Origin of the sequence: Coleofasciculaceae cyanobacterium (assembly GCA_036703275.1) — a bacterium.
Classification (GTDB): Bacteria; Cyanobacteriota; Cyanobacteriia; order Cyanobacteriales; family Xenococcaceae; genus Waterburya.
Window position 1 is genome coordinate 53,266 of sequence record DATNPK010000010.1, and the last position, 16,692, is coordinate 69,957.

Consider the following 16,692-nt stretch of genomic DNA (forward strand, 5'->3'; position numbering starts at 1 on the left):
TTTATCTGAATCTGCTTCACCTTGGTAATCACCAAGAAAATCTATCTCATTATCAATCGTGAAATCTGCTTGAAGGCAAATTCATTTTATTGACTTTATGGAAACAATCTTTTTTGCCGTAGAACACTACATAACAGAGATTTCTATCAAAGGAAATCTGGAACAATTTTTGCTCGTTTTGTCTGTGTCTTTGAGCGTTGCGACAATTTCACGGATCTTTAGCTGGTTTCGGCAAATTCCCTATACCCTGCTATTAGTAATAGTTGGACTTGGCTTGGCTTTTGTAGATATTCGCCTGGCAAGGCTATCACCAGAGCTAATTCTAGAAATTTTTCTACCTCCTTTATTATTTGAGGCAGCCTGGAATACCCGTTGGCGTAATCTTAAAAACAGTCTGATTCCTGTGAGTCTATTTGCTGTTTTCGGCGTGGTTATTTCTATAGTCGGAGTAGCATTCCCCCTCAGCTATTTTATCGATGATATGCCTTGGCCAATTGCTCTTTTAGTTGGTGCTTGTATGTCTTCCACCGATCCGATATCTATAGTAGCGTTGCTGCGGGAGTTGGGAGCAAGTAAACGTTTAACAACCCTCATAGAAGGGGAAAGTTTGTTTAATGATGGTGTGGCGGTAGTTGCTTTTCTGTTGTTGGTTAATATTCCTCTAGGTATTGGCGAATTTGATATTTCGACCATCGTCATTCGCTTTATCACGTTTGCGGGTATTGGTTTTAGCGTTGGCGGCTTAATTGGATTTGGAATTTCTTATCTGACTCAAAGGTTTGATTTACCTTTGGTAGAACAGTCTTTAACCTTGGTTTCGGCCTATGGTACGTATTTAATTACCGAGGAATTAGGCGGTTCGGGGGTAATTGGGGTTGTTACCGTCGGGATTATTTTGGGTAATTTTGGCTCACAAATCGGCATGAATCCCCGTACTAGACTATTACTCTCAGAATTTTGGGATTTTCTGGCATTTTTCGTGAATTCTATCGTCTTTTTGTTAATTGGTGACCAAATAAACTTTAGTAGTTTAAAAAGTAACTTCGGTCTAATTGTCATAGCAATCGCAGCGGTTTTAGCTACTAGAGCCATTGCTATCTTTGGTTTGGGCAATATTAGTAATCTAGTTAGTCGAACTAAAACTAACCTCAAAGAACAAACCGTACTCTGGTGGGGTGGCTTACGGGGTTCTGTATCTATCGCTCTAGCATTGAGTGTTCCCGAAGTGTTGTCGAGTAGACAAGAAATTATTGATACAGTTTTTGGGGTAGTACTGTTTAGCCTCTTGGTTCAAGGATTGAGTATGAAGTGGTTGTTGAGTACTCTTGATTTAATTGGCGATCAGCCTTTGCGTCAGGAATACTCGGAGTTGTTAGCCAGGAAAGTAGCTATGACCCGTGTTTTAAACTATTTAAACAGCAATGAATTAGCCGAAGATATCGATCCTGAATATTATCGCTATCAAAAAGAACTGGTTAAAGGAGAACTCAAGAGCATTAGAGAAAAAATCGCTACCATGCAGAAAAAGTACGAGCGGCTGCGATCGCTGACGATGGAACAGCTCAAAGAACAGCTTTTAGATATTGAAGCCGATACTTACGCCGAGTTTATCCGCGCTGGTAAGTTAAACGAAAACCTTTCTCCAGTCCTACAAAAGATTATCGCCAAAGCAGAAGATACCTAAATTTGTTCAAGTGGCAATTTTGCCATGATGAGATCGACAGACAGCAGATATTTCATTCCTAGTCCTAAACCAAAGTTACGCTCACAAGAAATTATTAATTGAATTTTGGCAAAATTTTTCAAGTACATTGGTGATTTTGCTGTATTTCAAGCAGTAGATGGTAAATTGCTAAACTAAGCAATCAAAAAAAATTCTCAGCCTGAGGAAGAGAGAAGCTGGGAAGCTAGAGGTGAGAGAATTCGCGATCGCACATCTAGTCCTTTGTCCAACCACGTTGTTGAATTAGCAAGTTAGTTGGATAATAATTCTCAAGAAACTGAAATAGTTTATTTAAATATGTATGTCCCACCTTGGTAGTCACCAAGAAAATCTATGCCATTATTAATCGTGAAATCTGCTTAAAGCCGCATTTATTTTATTGACTTTATGGAAACAATCTTTTTTGTCGTAGAACCCAACATAACAGAGATTTCTATCAAAGGAAATCTGGAACAATTTTTGATCGTTTTGTCTGTGTCTTTGAGCGTTGCAACAATTTCGCGGCTCTTTAGCTGGTTTCGGCAAATTCCCTATACCCTGCTATTAGTAATAGTTGGACTTGGCTTGGCTTTTGTGGATATTCGCCTAGTAAGTCTATCACCAGAGCTAATTCTAGAAATTTTTCTACCTCCTTTGTTATTTGAGGCAGCCTGGAATATCCGTTGGCGCAGTCTTAAAAACAGTTTGATTCCTGTGAGTCTATTTGCGGTTGTCGGCGTGGTTATTTCTGTTATTGGTGTAGCTTTTCCGCTGAGCTATTTTACCGATATGCCTTTGGCAACAGCTCTTTTAGTTGGTGCGAGCTTATCTGCTACCGATCCTGTATCTGTAGTTGCTTTGTTTCGAGAGTTGGGAGCAAGCAAACGTTTGACAATCCTTATGGAAGGGGAAAGTTTATTTAATGATGGTGTGGCGGTAGTTGCTTTTCTATTGTTGGTTAATATCCCATTGGGTATTGGCGAATTTGGCATTTCAACTATTATGATTCGTTTTCTTACCTTTGTTGGTATTGGCTTAGGAATTGGTAGCCTGATCGGGTTTGGCATATCCTATTTGACTCAAAGGTTTGATTTACCTTTGGTGGAGCAGTCTTTAACCTTGGTTTCGGCCTATGGTACATACTTAATTACCGAAGAATTAGGCGGTTCGGGGGTAATTGGAGTGGTTACCGTCGGGATTATTTTGGGTAATTTTGGCTCACGAATTGGTATGAATCCGCGAACTAGGCTACTGGTTACAGAATTTTGGGACTTTTTGGCGTTTTTCGTCAATTCAATTGTGTTTTTGTTGATTGGCGACCAAATAAACTTTACCAGTCTCAAAAATAATTTCGATTTGATTATCGTAGCGATCGCAACAGTCTTAATTACTAGAGCCATTGTCATTTTTGGTCTTGGTAATATTAGTAATTTAATTAGCCAAACCAAGACTAATTTGAAAGAGCAAACTGTTCTATGGTGGGGCGGTTTGAGGGGTTCAGTTTCTATTGCCGTCGCCTTGAGTGTTCCCGTAGTGCTGACGGGTAGGCAAGAAATTATCGATACGGTTTTTGGCGTAGTTCTATTTACCCTTTTAGTCCAGGGATTGAGTACTAAATGGTTATTGAGTACCTTGAATTTGATCGGCGATCAGCCTTTGCGTCAGGAATATTCTGAACTATTAGCGCGCAAAGTGGCAATGACTCGCGTGCTCGATTATCTCAACAGTAATGAATTAGCTTCAGAAATCGATCCTGAGTATTATCGCTATCAACAAAAACTAGTCACTGGGCAACTGCAAAACATTGAGGACAAAATTGATACCATGCAGCGAGAACATGATAACTTGCGCTCGCTGACGATGGAACAGCTCAAAGAACAGCTTTTAGATATTGAAGCCGATACTTACGCCGAGTTTATCCGCGCCGGTAAATTAAACGAAAACCTTTCTCCAGTCTTACAAGAGATTATTGCCAAAGCAGGAGATACCTAAATTTGTTCAAGTGGCAATTTTGCCATGATGAGATCGACAGCAGATATTTCATTCCTAGTCCTAAGCCCCAGTCGCCAAATTTAGCTAGAATTTATTAACGTCCGCATATATATCGAAAAATTAAGGCATGACAGCTAAGAATGTTTTAGGTGGAGAATTAAAAGTCTGCTGTACCTCTCCCATGACAGGATTTTATCGCAATGGAAAATGTGATACTGGGGCAGAAGATCGAGGTGTTCATATAGTTTGCGCCGAAGTTACCGCTAAGTTTTTAACTTTTAGTCAACAAAAAGGTAACGATCTCAGTACTCCGATGCCAATGTATAACTTCCCTGGATTAAAACCAGGAGACTGTTGGTGTTTATGTGCCTTACGCTGGAAAGAAGCTCTCGATGCAGGTTTTGCCCCACCAATTAACTTAGAGGCTACCCATGAATCAATGCTGGATTTTATTCCTTTAGAAGTTCTTAAAGAACATTCAATTGAATTCAATTAAATTCGATTGAAAATCAATGCGGGCGATCGCTTCTGTAAAATTAATCACCTTAATCAACTTAAGTTGTTGACAACAAATAGGTAAAATAAGCTTAATTCAGTTTATTACGCTCAGGATCGCCAAGATACCAGTTATTTTCTTGAGCTAGTTGCAAATTATAGGGTAATATCTCCCAGTTTTGGACTAATTCATTTAATAATTTATCCTGCTGTTGGCGAAAATACTCGACCTGAGGACCATAGTTCATAATGCTGAAGTAGACGTTACCGCGATCGCTTGTGGGAACAACTCCTGCTAAAGCACTAACATTATCTAACGTTCCCGTTTTGATTGTTGCCCCCTTTGGCAAAGCTCGATCCTGTACTGTGCCGACAATGTCTCTACCTGCGGTGGGAAATAAATCCGCTGCATTAAAGGAATGGGATTGAAGTAAGCGATCTATGGTAATTAGCATCTGACATACGGCGCGGGGGGAAATACGATTTTCTTCCCCTAAACCCGAACCATTGATTAACTCTATTTCTGTTGTCGCAAAGCCAGCTATCTTGGCACTAGCTTCGGCAACTGCATCTGCACCACCTAACAAATCGGCTAACATTTGCGCCATCTGGTTATTGCTATAGATATTCATCTGTCTGAGGATTTCTGCTAAAGGCAAAGAGCGATGACTAATTAACAGTTGAGCATTTGAGGAGACTTGATTAATTTGTCTAACTTGTCCGGCGATCGCGATTTGTGGCTGCTTTGTACCCACTGGCATTTGTGAATATTGCTGGGTGATTTCCGACTGCCATAGCTTTAGATCTAATGCCTGTTTGAATAACTCTCCTGTCTGCAAAGACTGTTGCTGATAGTTCATATAAAACTTATCGGTAAGCAAAAGATTGCCTTGGATTTCGCGAATACCCAATTGATTGAGAGCATTTCCTAAAGCGATCGCTTCTTCCCAGACAAAAAAAGGATCGCCACTACCTTTAATAATTAGATCTCCAGTAACAATGCCGTTGGCAATCTCGCCTGTAAGGTAAATCTCGGTAGGAAATTGATACTCTGCACCCCACGTACTCAAGGCAGCAAGAGTTGTGGCAATTTTGGTTAAAGATGCAGCAGGAAGCGGTATTGTTCCTTGGTTGCTAACGGGAGTTGTCCAGCCTGATTGCACCCATACTCCTTGACGTTCGGGATTAAATTCTTGGCTGGCTAAATTTTGTAGATAAGTTTTGACCAAAGTTTCGGTAACCGAATCTTGACCGCTAGAAGGGAGATTAAAAATAGCCGATTGTTCCCAAGCAAATAATTCTAAAGGCTGTAAAATATTGTCTGTTTCTTTAAAGATATTAAACCAAGCGATCGCACTTAAAGCAATAAAATCCAGCATGGAGCAATCAAAATAAAAACTACTTACAGTTGAAAGTTAAAATGTCATTATTTAGCGTCAAGATCATTTATAGCTTTTTTGCTGGAAATGTAGGTCGCCAAATTAATTTCTGATGTCATTTTTGCTCGATGTTAGAAATCTTCGACCTCAGACTGTTAAAATTTGTAAGGCTTATATAAAATTTGCTACATGGGATTAACGCGCGCAAGAATTGCAGTAGACGCTATGGGGGGAGACTATGCCCCAGAAGAAATTGTTGCAGGAGCAATCGAGGCTTCGGCAGAATTAGGCGTAGATATTGTACTGGTGGGAGACGAGTCACAAATTAACTCTCTGGTTAAAAAGCACGGCGGTAAGGAATTAGCACACATCGAGGTGGTTCATGCCGATGATGTGATTACGATGAAAGAAGAACCGTTGGTAGGTATTCGTCGCAAACCCAAGGCTTCAATTAACGTGGCAATGAATCTAGTTAAACAAGAAGACGCTGATGCGGTAGTTTCTGCGGGGCATTCGGGCGCAGCAATGGCATCGGCTTTGTTAAGATTAGGTCGGATTAAAGGCATTGAACGCCCGGCTATTGGTGCAGTTTTGCCCACCATAATTCCTGATAAATCGGTAATTGTTTTAGATGTAGGGGCAAATGTTGATAGTAAAGCCAAGTATCTAGAACAGTTTGCTTTGATGGGGACAATTTACAGCAGATATGTCTTAGGCAATCAAGAACCAAAAGTAGGGTTGCTCAATATCGGTGAAGAATCTTCTAAAGGTAATGAACTGGCACTGGCTACCCATAAACTGTTAACCGACAATCCGCAAATACCCTTTGTCGGTAATGCCGAAGGTAGAGATGTTTTATCGGGTGAATTTGACATCATTGTTTGTGATGGTTTTGTTGGTAATATTGTCCTTAAGTTTGCCGAAGCGATCGGGGAAGTAATGTTGCAAATAATGAAAGAGGAATTACCCAAAGGATTACGCGGTAAGATAGGTACTGCTTTACTCAAGCCTAATTTAATGAATATTAAACGCCGTATCGATCGCGCCGAACACGGTGGAGCTTTATTATTTGGCGTAGCAGGAATCTGTATTATCAGTCACGGTAGTTCTCGTAGAGGTTCGATTTTTAGTGCTATTCGCTTAGCCAAAGAAGCGATCGATAACGAAGTATTAGATAAAATTAAGGCAAATAATCAGCAAAGACTCGAAGCAGACAAACACACTGAAGCAACTGCTAGTTAAAAATATTAGATAGATAGCCCAAACAAGTAACGGAGTAAGACATTGAACAACATGGGTGCGGGTATTGCAATTACTGGATGCGGATCGGCTGTGCCAGAGGCAGTTTTAACCAACGATCATCTAGCTCAGATGGTAGATACTTCCGACGAGTGGATCGTTACTAGAACAGGAATGAAAAATCGTCATATTGCTTCACCCACAGAGTCTTTGAGTCAACTGTCAGCCATTGCTGCTAAGAAAGCGATCGCGATGGCAGGAATTTCTCCCGCCGAGATCGATCTAATTATTTTAGCTACCTCTACCCCCGACGATATGTTTGGTAGCGCCTGTAAAATTCAAGGGCTGATTGAGGCGACTAACGCGGTAGCTTTCGATCTAACTGCTGCTTGTTCAGGATTTTTGTTTGCTTTAATTACGGCTTCTCAGTTTATCCGCACGGGAGTCTATAGAAATACTCTAATCATTGGTGCAGACGTACTCTCTCGTTGGGTAGATTGGACAGATCGCACTAGCTGTATTTTATTTGGTGATGGTGCAGGGGCAGCAGTCTGTCAGAGAGCGGATCGAGATCGCCTATTAAGCTGTGGAATGTATAGTAATGGTGACCAAAATGACTCACTTAACTTGAATTACCATTGCCAGGAAAAATTATTAACCGAAGATATTACTGCTCAACACGGTACATTTAACTCGATCACGATGAACGGTAGAGAAGTTTATCGCTTTGCTGTAGCCAAAGTTCCCGAAGCAATTAGTAAGGCGATGTTTCAGGCAAACCTTACCGCTGAAGATATTGATTGGTTATTGCTGCATCAGGCAAATCAACGCATTATGGATGCAGTAGCCAAACGTCTCAAAATTCCTCAATCAAAGATTTTGAGCAACATAGCAGAATATGGAAATACTTCCGCCGCCTCTATTCCCCTTGCCCTTGATGCTGCGGTAAGAGATGGCAGAGTTAAGCCAGGAGATACTATAGCCGCTTCTGGTTTTGGCGCAGGTTTAACCTGGGGTTCAGCTATCTTTAAATGGGGATGATTATAATTGGCTAAGTAATACTTGCTATGATCCATGTGGTCTATTTATATGATTCGCTGTGGCGATCGCTCTCTTTATACTGGCATCTCGAATAATGTAGCTAAACGCTTTGCTGTACATCAGTCTGGTAGTTCTCAAGCGGCTAAATACACTAGAACCCGCCATCCCTTAAAATTGGTTTTTACCGCTGAGATTGGCACGAAATCTGCTGCTAGTCGAATGGAATATTACGTTAAGCAACTGCCAAAAAGAACTAAAGAAAGTTTGGTTGCAGGAACAACTTCTTTATCAGCTTTAGGTTTAAATATCAATGTGCCAAATCTTGAGTAAAGTGTATTGGTTATTTTTGTTGGGTTTCGTTTCTCTACTCAACCTACGGATTCACAGTAGTTATTCAACAAGCCGAATATCTTTAAAGTGCGATCGCTTTACTTACTAATTCTTCATTTTTACCGTACATTTCACTAGTGTCGAGCAATGTAAATTAAAACATTACCAAATCAAAGAGCTAGTTGAAGATCGCATTTTAACGCAACTAGTGTTTGGCAATTAAAAATTAGTCAAAAATTATCTGCGCCTTAATTTTTGCCTTCTGAGATCAACAATAGAAAAATAAAATTCATAGATTAAAACATATTAATACAAAAGTTTTTATTCTATAGCTACTAATCTAATTGCAGGTAATAATATTAAACACAAGCTTAACTATATAGTTATCACTCAAACTATATTTACGTAGAATGAAAGCTTATAAATATAATGAATAAAGATCAGCTACTAAGATTTTATGAGCAAGGCTATAGAGACTTCACAGGTGTAGATCTAGGTGGAGTAGATCTAAGTGGAGTTATGCTAATTGCTGTTAATCTGACGGGAGCTAATTTGGTCGGAGCTAATCTAACCCGTGCTTTCTTAACTAAATCAAACTTGAGTCAGGCAACTCTTAATTGGGCAAATTTAAGCTTTGCTAAGATGAGCGAAGTCAATTTACAGCAGGCAGATTTAACCAAAGCTAATCTAAGCGGTGCTTTTATGGTTAAATCCCAATTAGTAGAAGCAAAGCTAAGCGGAGCAAATCTTTCTCATACTAATCTTCGAGCCTCAAACTTATCTGGAGCTAATGCCTGTGGAGCTAAACTACAAAAAGTCAACCTGAGGCAGGCTAATCTTAATCAAACTAATTTTAACTGGGCTGATTTACACGAAGGTAGATTAACTGGAGCACAGCTACAAAATATTTCTTTGGTGGGAGTTAATCTTAGTCAAACATTTTTAATTGATGTCGATCTTAGTGGCACTGATTTGACTGGAATCAATCTCAGTCAAGCCAAACTAACTCGAGCTAATCTAAGCAACACGAACCTAAGTAATGCTAACTTAGTCAATGCTCAACTCAGAAATGTCTACCTAAATCATGCTAACTTAAACAACGCTAATTTGTCTGAGGCTCGATTGAAGGGAGGAAATTTGAGTAACGCAATATTTGGTTCATGCTAATCTAATCAATGCCGATTTAAGGGGAGCTTCATTAAAACAAGCCAATCTTAGTAATGCTGATTTGACTCAAGCAAATTTGAGTGATGCAGATTTAGAGCTGGCAGTTTTATATAATACTATTCTTGAAGCTACTACGCCAAACACTACCAGATTTTTGCGCCCTCAAGCAGAGCTAGTTAGTCAACCTAATTTTGTTCAGCAACGCATCCAAATAGCTTAATTCAAACAGACTGACTATGGTATCAAACTCAGATAATTATGGGGTTGTTTTAGTCACTGCCGTTTCATTAGCAGAGGGCAAAACCATCGCTCAAAGCTTAATTGAGTCAAAATTAGCAGCCTGCGTTAATATGTTCCCGATTGACTCATTGTATTTATGGCAGGGAAAAATCAATCAAGACCAAGAATATCAGTTAATAATTAAAACCGATTTAAATAATTTTAGCGAGCTTGCTGAGCAAATTAAAACACTTCATAGCTATGAAGTGCCAGAAATTATTGCTTTACCAATTGTTGCAGGCTCAAGCTCCTATCTCAGTTGGTTAGGAGAAAGTCTGAAACAGCATTAAATTTGACGCTCCCATCGATAAATTTTGTTGGCTAGAGATCTGTATTTCAAAGTCAATCATCGTAACGAATAATATCGTCATCTCCCAAGTACTCACCATTCTGTACTTCAATCATCACCAAGGGAATTACTCCTGGGTTTTCTACTCGATGCGCCGTGTTCATCGGGACATAAGTGGACTGATTTTGCATAACTAAAGTTTCTTTGCCATTACAAATTACTTTCGCAGTACCAGAGACTACTATCCAATGTTCACTTCGATGATAGTGCATCTGGGTACTCATATGTTCCCCTGGTTTAATCTCAATCTTGTTAATACAGTATCTTTCACCATGATCTAAATTTTTCACTTTTCCATAGGGAGGATTGCGAATACTATCATTTTCAAGTGCAGCTAAACCAGTGTCATTATTGTGATCATTTTCTTGACTCATAAATCAACTCCAGACTTTAATGTTTCTTTCTCCAGTTTAAATAAACATTACTTCATCAGCCAATTAAAGTTTTTCAGCTTGATAAGTGTAAAAGTTTCCCAGTACTCCAATAGTTGCTAAATGATAGTTAGTCAAAGGAGGAGGCAAAACAAGATCTGCTTGATAGATACTAAATAGTAAAAAGTTTTGCCGCTTTGTCTGCTGTCTAAGGACTTGGGCTAAGTAAGGACTGGCCGTATTGACTAAGATATGACATTGACCTTCTAGCCATACTCCCATGTCTTCACTAACCTGAGTGCAGACTTTATCTTTTAACTGTGTTTTGAGGGTAGCATCAGCATACTGTTGATATTTTTGTTCTCCTGGATTAGTCAAAAAAGCGATCGCACCTATTCCTATGGCTATAATTCCACCAATACCAATATTTTTAACTGTCATGTAGTTTGAACGTATTTTTCTTGATTTTAAACTATGAGCTCAAAATGCTAGTCATATGGTGTTATAATAGCTAAGCGTTAAGCATGGCGGGCGTAGCCAAGTGGTTAAGGCAGTGGTTTGTGGTACCACCATTCGTGGGTTCAATTCCCATCGTCCGCCCTAGTTTTCAAAGCAGACTATGTTAATCTGCTTTGAATATAAGCCAGTATTCAAAATTGCTTTGTTGCTCTGTATCAGTTGACTAGTTTATACAAGATGCAGCTACAAATAGCAAACATTAATTAAATTAAACCAGAGCAGTAATAAATAATTAATAGTCTAGTTACTGTCAAAAATGCCTTAGGTTTATCCTTGGCTAACTTTGCTTTGGCATTTTATTAAATTGCTGAAGCGATTTTTACTCAATCTATTAGTCAAGTTTTTATCAAGATTTACTTGATGACTATTTAAACATATTTGAACATATTTAAACTTGGCAGATAGCTAATTTTGAGAAATTACTCAATTACATTTTGTCAGCGATCGCTTAAATTAATGATTTATTTTTAAAAAAAATATGAGTAATTAGTAGCCATTAATTATTTAAGACGTATTCATATATACCATAACTTTTTTTAAATTTAAACGATGTTAGTTTAATAGCTTTTTTGGGAATGATAGTGTTATTCCAAATCAAATTATTTAATTTATTTTGGTTTTTGTTGATTAAAGCAGCGATGAGTCAATGTCTTCCAAAACATATCAATCGAATCAGCTGATTTTTATTCTTGATTCTTTATTCAAAAAGAAAAGCAGCGGGATTTTAAGCTTAAAAACTCAAGTCGATTCTTGGCAGCACCAGCGTTCGTGCATATTAATTCTGCGTCATGGAGCTTTAGTTTATGGTGGAACTCAGATTCCTACTAGCCAGGAATGTTGTCGCATGATTGGAGAAGCATTAAAACCAAATTTAATCAGAGCTGCTTTATCGGTAGCTAATGAAAAAATTACTAATTCTGAATCCTTTGTAGAGCTTTTAGAATCGTTGATCAGAATAAGAGCATTTACTTGGCACGAAGTAGAAGCCTTAATGAATACTAAAGTTCTCTTAATTTTAGAAAAATTTATTTATCATCCAGGAGAAGCACAGTGGGAAACAAATAATAGTTTCGATCTTAGTTATGGCAAAGATGGCCATAGTTTAGATTGGTCTGACATTCAACGAGAATTAAAGCAGCGTCAGCATAAATGGCTAAGTTTTGCTCCTAATATACCCAGCATGGATGCCATTCCAGTTGTCACTACTCAACAACTTAAACAGATTAATAACCCACAGGTGCAAGATCACTTTGAAAATTCAGTCGATGGTAAACAAACTTTAGTCGATATTGCCGAAAAAATGAGGAAAGACCCTTTAAATGTGGCTAAAAGCTATTTTAATTGGGTAAATAATGGCTGGGTAAGTTTTGTCCAAAATCCTCTAAACCCCCAAGCCAGAGTTGAATCAACAGAAATTGCCTCCCCAGCTTTAACTCCGATAAATTCGGCTCAACCTCAAGATAATTCGAACTTGCCCGTAATTTTATCGGTAGATGACAGTCCGATTATTCAAACCACGATCAAACGTGCTTTACAAGAACACTACAACGTGTTGTTAGCAGACAAGGCAACTGAAGCTCTCAAAATCTTGAATCAGAACCCTGTTCAGCTGCTATTACTGGATTTAACCATGCCTGATGTGGATGGCTTAGAGTTTTGCAAGACAATTCGCAAAATTCCTAAGTTTCAAGACTTACCCATCATTATGGTAACGGCGCGCGATGGCTTAGTTAACAAGATGAAAGGGCATATCGCTGGCACAAGCAGATATCTTACCAAACCGTTTAAGCCAGAGGAGCTAAGAGAGATTGTTCGTCAATACATCAACAAATAGCCGACAGCTAAATAAAATTAAGGAAATAGATTATGGGCATTAGACCCTATTTAATTTTTAACTTACACCATACTAAATATGCGATCGCAGCCAAATCGGTTACAGAAATCTTTTTATTACCAGAATTAACTCCTGTGGCCGAAGCACCACCAGATATTGTTGGGTTACTCAACCTGCATTCTGCGTTTGTACCAGTAATGCATCTAAATCTGCGCTTTGGTCATAAATTTGAGCAGTGTAACTTGACTGATAGCGTGATTGTCGTCGAGTCTAACCAATTGCAGGTAGGGGTAATCGTTCATCAGGTTGAGACAGTTAATGATATTGACGATCGATATATTCAAGCTGATTTATCCTATGGACGAGAACGAAATGTTAACCAGGCTTTTGTTCAGGGTGTTATTGAGCTTGATGAGGAAATGATTATTTTGCTCAATATCGACAATCTAGTGCGTCATCCTGATACTTTGGCAGCTTTAATCGATCCTGACAATTCTCAACCAGAAACAGAAATAAAATCAATAGCAAGCAGTTTTTACGCTACCTATTTTCCGACAGCTTCTCCTAACACTAGGAAAATTTTGCATCAACGTGCTGCCAACCTTAAGCAAGCCACAGACGATACTGAATCAACCGAATTAATACCTGTTGCCATAGTTAGTCTTAATGGTGATTATTTTGGCTTAGATTTAGATATCGTGCGGGAATTTACCAAAATTGAACGAGTTACAACTATTCCTTGCTGTCCCGACCATATTATCGGCAATACAAACTTAAAGGGAGAAATTTTGACTTTAGTAGATATTCGCCAGCCTTTAAATTTAGCCACACCTGGCAATAATCAACCTACCAAAGCAGTAGTCATTGAAGTAGATGACATAGTTGCAGGTATTGTGGTGGATGAAGTGTTTGATGTAGTCGATTTTCGTCCCGAAGAAGTTAAGTCTGTTCCTGTAGCGATCAATACTAATATCGCAGCCTATCTCAAGGGCATGGCAGATTATCAAGACCAACCGCTAAACCTGCTCGATTTATCCAAGCTTATGACTCAAGGAGCAATGACGGTGGAGTTGATGGCGTAAACAAATATTTTTATTAATAAAATTACAAGTAACAAATAACAAATATGAAAATTAGAACTCAGCTAAGCTTAACTGCTTTGGGTATTGCTGTTCTGGCAATAGCGAACGTAGGTGTAATTTTCCTTAAATCCTCTGAAGACGATTCTAAAGTTATTAACCAGTCTGGTGTAGTTCGGGGAGCAACCCAAAGATCGATTAAGCTAGAACTATCTAATAGTTCCAACGATGAACTAATCGCCAAGCTGGACAATCTAATTGATGGCTTAATTAATGGAAGCAAAGAGTTAGGGCTGCCTCAAGCTACAGACCCAGCCTATATTGCTAGAATGCAGGAGGCGAAAGCTCAATGGGTATTATCTAAAGAGTTAATTGGGCAGGTGAGAGCTAGACCCACAGAAGCCAACCGTAGCGATCTTTTAAGAGAAAGTGAAAAGCTATTTGAACTAACCAACGCAGCAGTAAACGCAGCAGAAGCATATTCAACAGCCAACGTTAGACAGTTAATAAGGATTGAGTTATTTGTAGCGTTGCTCAACTTTGTTATTGTTGGTGCAATTATTGCTGGTTCACGCCGAATTACTACCACTCTAGACAATTTTAGCAGTAATATTGCTCGCTCCTCGGATGAGATTGCTTCTAAGGTAGAACGCCAAGAGATAGTAGCCAACGAACAGGCAGGTTCGGTTAGCCAGGCGACTTCTACGGTGGATCAATTGGGAGAAGCCTCTCGACGTTCGGCGTTTCAGGCAGAAGCCTCAGCCACTGGTGCAAGTCAGGTATTAGCTCTAGCTGAAGCAGGATCGCAAACTGTAGGACAAACAATGGCAGGGATGGAAAACCTCCAAAAAACAGTTCGAGCGATCGCCGAACAAATTATGAACCTAAGTGAGCAAACAGGTCAGATCGCCAGCGTATCTGAGCTGGTAGGGAACTTGGCAAACCAAACAAATATGTTGGCACTTAACGCTGCGGTGGAAGCTGCCCACGCAGGAGAGCAAGGTAAAGGTTTTAGGGTGGTAGCCAGCGAAATTCGTAAATTAGCCGATGAAAGCCGAAGATCCGCCGATAAAATCAATAATTTGGTAGCAGACGTACAGTCAGCGATCGGCAGCGCGGTAATAGTAACTGATGAAGGTAAGAAAACCGCAGAATCCAGTATTAAACTAGCGCAGGAAACAGCGCGATCGCTAATTGGGGTAAAAGATGCAGTTAACAGCGTATTCTCCAATACCTCACAAATCTCTGATGCAGCAAAAATACAGGCGGTAGGCATTCAAGAAATTCTGGCAACGGTTAATGCACTTAACCTGGGAGCGATGGATACGGCAGCGGACATGGGAGATGTAAAAGCTTCTACAGTGCAGTTAAAACAATCTGCTAATGAGTTAAGAACGATTGTTTAATCATTATTCTTTAAAATAATTGGAGTAGCATATGTCCCAGTCAGTTGAACAAAATCCAGGTATTCCTCGCAAATCTAAACGGTTTGCATATCTCAGGATTCTTCTAGTTCCCATCGTTCTTACCTTTACCTTATGTGGGGGAATGGTCTGGTATATTTTAAATTTATATGATGCGATCGAGCAAGTAAGCAGTCGCGATCTGAAAATTCTCAAACTAAGCGATCAAATTACTTATTTTGATGAAGTTCTAACCTCTAGTGCGCGTTTGGCTGCTACCAGTGGTAGCGAGAGATGGGAAAAACGCTATATGGATACTGTTCCCCAATTAGATGATGCGATCGCCCAAACTGAATCCCTCGTACCCCAAGCCTTTGAAAGTGATGCGATCGCCCAGACCGATGCAGCGAACGATAAGCTGATTGCCATGGAGACTCAAGCCTTTGCCTTAATCGACCAAGGCAAGCTGACTCAAGCAACGGCTTTGCTTTTGAGTCCAGAATACGAAGCCCAAAAGGCAATTTATGCAGCAGGATTAGTCGAAACTACCAAAGCTCTGGAAGACTTTGTAGAGAATAACATTCAGGAAAAAGCCAGTTTAACCTTTTCCGCATTGACCACCATCGCGATCGGTTCGGGCATTTTGTTATTTACTTGGATCTTGGTATTACGCAGAATGAAACAATATATTCAGGCAATTAATGACCTGGAAAAACTGATTTCTCAAACCTCAGCAGAGATGGCTGCTACGGTCGAAACTCAGGAACAGGTTATTTTACAACAGGCAAATTCGGTTAATCAGACTACAGCAACCGTAGACCAACTGGGGTCTACCTCCAGACAATCGGCAAAACAAGCCGAAGACTCGGCTGCTGGTGCTAATCAAGCTTTGTCTCTAGCAGAAAACGGTTCGCAGACGATTGAAAAAACCTTGAAGGGTATGGAAAATCTCAAAATTAGGGTCAGAGAGATTGCCGAACAGATTATGAACCTGAGCGAACAGACAGGTCAAATCTCAGCTATATCTGAGGTGGTAGAGGGGGTAGCAACCCAAACCAATATGCTAGCTCTCAAGGCTTCAGTCGAGGCAGCCCGCGTAGGGGAAGAAGGCAAAGGTTTTGGCGTAGTAGCAGATGAAATTCGCCGATTAGCAGATGAAAGTCGTAGATCGGCAAACACGATTAACAGTTTGGTGGCAGATATTCAAGCAGCGATGAGCAGTGCGGTAATGGTAACAGACGAAGGTAAGAAGACTGCTGAATCTAGTATCGAACTGGCAACAGATACGGCGCAGACGTTCATTGGTGTAAAAAATGCGATCGATAGTGTATTTAATAACAGTCAAGAAATTTTCCAAAATACCAAACAACAGGCGATCGATATTCAAGAGATCCTCTCAGCGATTAACGCTATCAACCTTGATGCTCAAGATAGCGCAGCAGGTGTCGATCGAGTGAAAATTTCTGCCAACCAACTTCGAGAGTTTGCTGAAAAACTAAAAGCGATTACCTAA

At 39.7% G+C, this 16,692-nt stretch carries 17 protein-coding genes and 1 tRNA gene; 14 read left to right on the forward strand and 4 right to left on the reverse strand.

Translation table 11 applies throughout. The annotated features are described in order from the left end of the window. The first annotated feature begins 97 nt into the window (after positions 1-97). The gene (locus tag V6C71_00990) at positions 98-1,684 is read left to right on the forward strand and encodes a cation:proton antiporter (protein HEY9767065.1); all 1,587 of its coding nucleotides are present in this window, start codon (positions 98-100) and stop codon (positions 1,682-1,684) included. On the opposite strand, the gene V6C71_00995 is transcribed toward V6C71_00990, so the two are convergent. Further along, positions 1,681-1,812, reverse strand: coding sequence for a hypothetical protein (locus V6C71_00995; GenBank protein ID HEY9767066.1), 132 nt, complete (start codon positions 1,810-1,812; stop codon positions 1,681-1,683). The two genes, V6C71_00990 and V6C71_00995, sit on opposite strands and share 4 nt — an antisense overlap. Before the next feature lie 298 nt (positions 1,813-2,110). On the opposite strand from V6C71_00995, the gene V6C71_01000 reads away from it, so the two are divergent. Beyond that, a complete protein-coding gene (locus V6C71_01000) occupies positions 2,111-3,694 on the forward strand; it encodes a sodium:proton antiporter (protein ID HEY9767067.1) in 1,584 nt (527 codons plus the stop codon). A 127-nt stretch (positions 3,695-3,821) separates the two neighbouring features. Continuing rightward, positions 3,822-4,190 carry a DUF2237 domain-containing protein gene (locus tag V6C71_01005; GenBank protein ID HEY9767068.1) on the forward strand — a complete coding sequence of 123 codons (369 nt, stop codon included), beginning with the start codon at positions 3,822-3,824 and terminating at the stop codon, positions 4,188-4,190. A gap of 91 nt (positions 4,191-4,281) precedes the next feature. Here V6C71_01005 and V6C71_01010 read toward each other — a convergent pair whose 3' ends face one another. Continuing rightward, on the reverse strand, positions 4,282-5,568 hold the full coding sequence (locus V6C71_01010) for a D-alanyl-D-alanine carboxypeptidase (GenBank protein ID HEY9767069.1): 1,287 nt from the start codon (positions 5,566-5,568) through the stop codon (positions 4,282-4,284). 189 nt (positions 5,569-5,757) lie between these two features. Here V6C71_01010 and plsX point away from each other — a divergent pair, with 189 nt between their 5' ends. The 6 genes from plsX (at position 5,758) to cutA (ending at position 9,914) form a co-directional block, all read left to right on the forward strand. Next, positions 5,758-6,810: a phosphate acyltransferase PlsX gene (gene plsX / locus V6C71_01015; GenBank protein ID HEY9767070.1), complete on the forward strand. Its 1,053-nt coding sequence runs from the start codon at positions 5,758-5,760 to the stop codon at positions 6,808-6,810. A 51-nt stretch (positions 6,811-6,861) separates the two neighbouring features. Then, complete coding sequence (locus V6C71_01020) at positions 6,862-7,848, forward strand: beta-ketoacyl-ACP synthase III (GenBank protein HEY9767071.1); 987 nt, start codon at positions 6,862-6,864, stop codon at positions 7,846-7,848. A 33-nt stretch (positions 7,849-7,881) separates the two neighbouring features. Further along, on the forward strand, positions 7,882-8,178 hold the full coding sequence (locus V6C71_01025) for a GIY-YIG nuclease family protein (protein ID HEY9767072.1): 297 nt from the start codon (positions 7,882-7,884) through the stop codon (positions 8,176-8,178). Positions 8,179-8,607: 429 nt separating this feature from the next. Beyond that, entirely contained in the window at positions 8,608-9,345 is a 738-nt protein-coding gene (locus tag V6C71_01030; protein ID HEY9767073.1) for a pentapeptide repeat-containing protein, read from the forward strand. Then, positions 9,332-9,565 (forward strand): pentapeptide repeat-containing protein, encoded by a 234-nt coding sequence (locus tag V6C71_01035; GenBank protein HEY9767074.1) that lies wholly within the window; start codon positions 9,332-9,334, stop codon positions 9,563-9,565. Before V6C71_01030 ends, V6C71_01035 begins: the two co-directional genes overlap by 14 nt. Before the next feature lie 16 nt (positions 9,566-9,581). Then, a complete protein-coding gene (gene cutA, locus V6C71_01040; GenBank protein ID HEY9767075.1) occupies positions 9,582-9,914 on the forward strand; it encodes a divalent-cation tolerance protein CutA in 333 nt (110 codons plus the stop codon). Positions 9,915-9,966: 52 nt separating this feature from the next. Here the strand turns inward: cutA and V6C71_01045 are convergent, their stop codons facing one another. Both V6C71_01045 and V6C71_01050 read right to left on the reverse strand, forming a co-directional pair. Continuing rightward, complete coding sequence (locus V6C71_01045) at positions 9,967-10,347, reverse strand: phosphomannose isomerase type II C-terminal cupin domain (protein HEY9767076.1); 381 nt, start codon at positions 10,345-10,347, stop codon at positions 9,967-9,969. Positions 10,348-10,410: 63 nt separating this feature from the next. Next, on the reverse strand, positions 10,411-10,785 hold the full coding sequence (locus tag V6C71_01050; protein HEY9767077.1) for a DUF4359 domain-containing protein: 375 nt from the start codon (positions 10,783-10,785) through the stop codon (positions 10,411-10,413). 86 nt (positions 10,786-10,871) lie between these two features. Between V6C71_01050 and V6C71_01055 the strand changes: the two genes are divergently transcribed. The 5 genes from V6C71_01055 (at position 10,872) to V6C71_01075 (ending at position 16,692) form a co-directional block, all read left to right on the forward strand. Then, positions 10,872-10,944 (forward strand) — tRNA-His (locus tag V6C71_01055). Between the two features lie 565 nt (positions 10,945-11,509). Continuing rightward, positions 11,510-12,697, forward strand: a complete 1,188-nt coding sequence (locus V6C71_01060; GenBank protein ID HEY9767078.1) for a response regulator — start codon at positions 11,510-11,512, stop codon at positions 12,695-12,697. A gap of 32 nt (positions 12,698-12,729) precedes the next feature. Beyond that, entirely contained in the window at positions 12,730-13,779 is a 1,050-nt protein-coding gene (locus V6C71_01065; GenBank protein HEY9767079.1) for a chemotaxis protein CheW, read from the forward strand. Positions 13,780-13,823: 44 nt separating this feature from the next. Further along, entirely contained in the window at positions 13,824-15,182 is a 1,359-nt protein-coding gene (locus V6C71_01070) for a methyl-accepting chemotaxis protein (protein HEY9767080.1), read from the forward strand. Positions 15,183-15,213: 31 nt separating this feature from the next. Beyond that, positions 15,214-16,692 carry a methyl-accepting chemotaxis protein gene (locus V6C71_01075; GenBank protein ID HEY9767081.1) on the forward strand — a complete coding sequence of 493 codons (1,479 nt, stop codon included), beginning with the start codon at positions 15,214-15,216 and terminating at the stop codon, positions 16,690-16,692.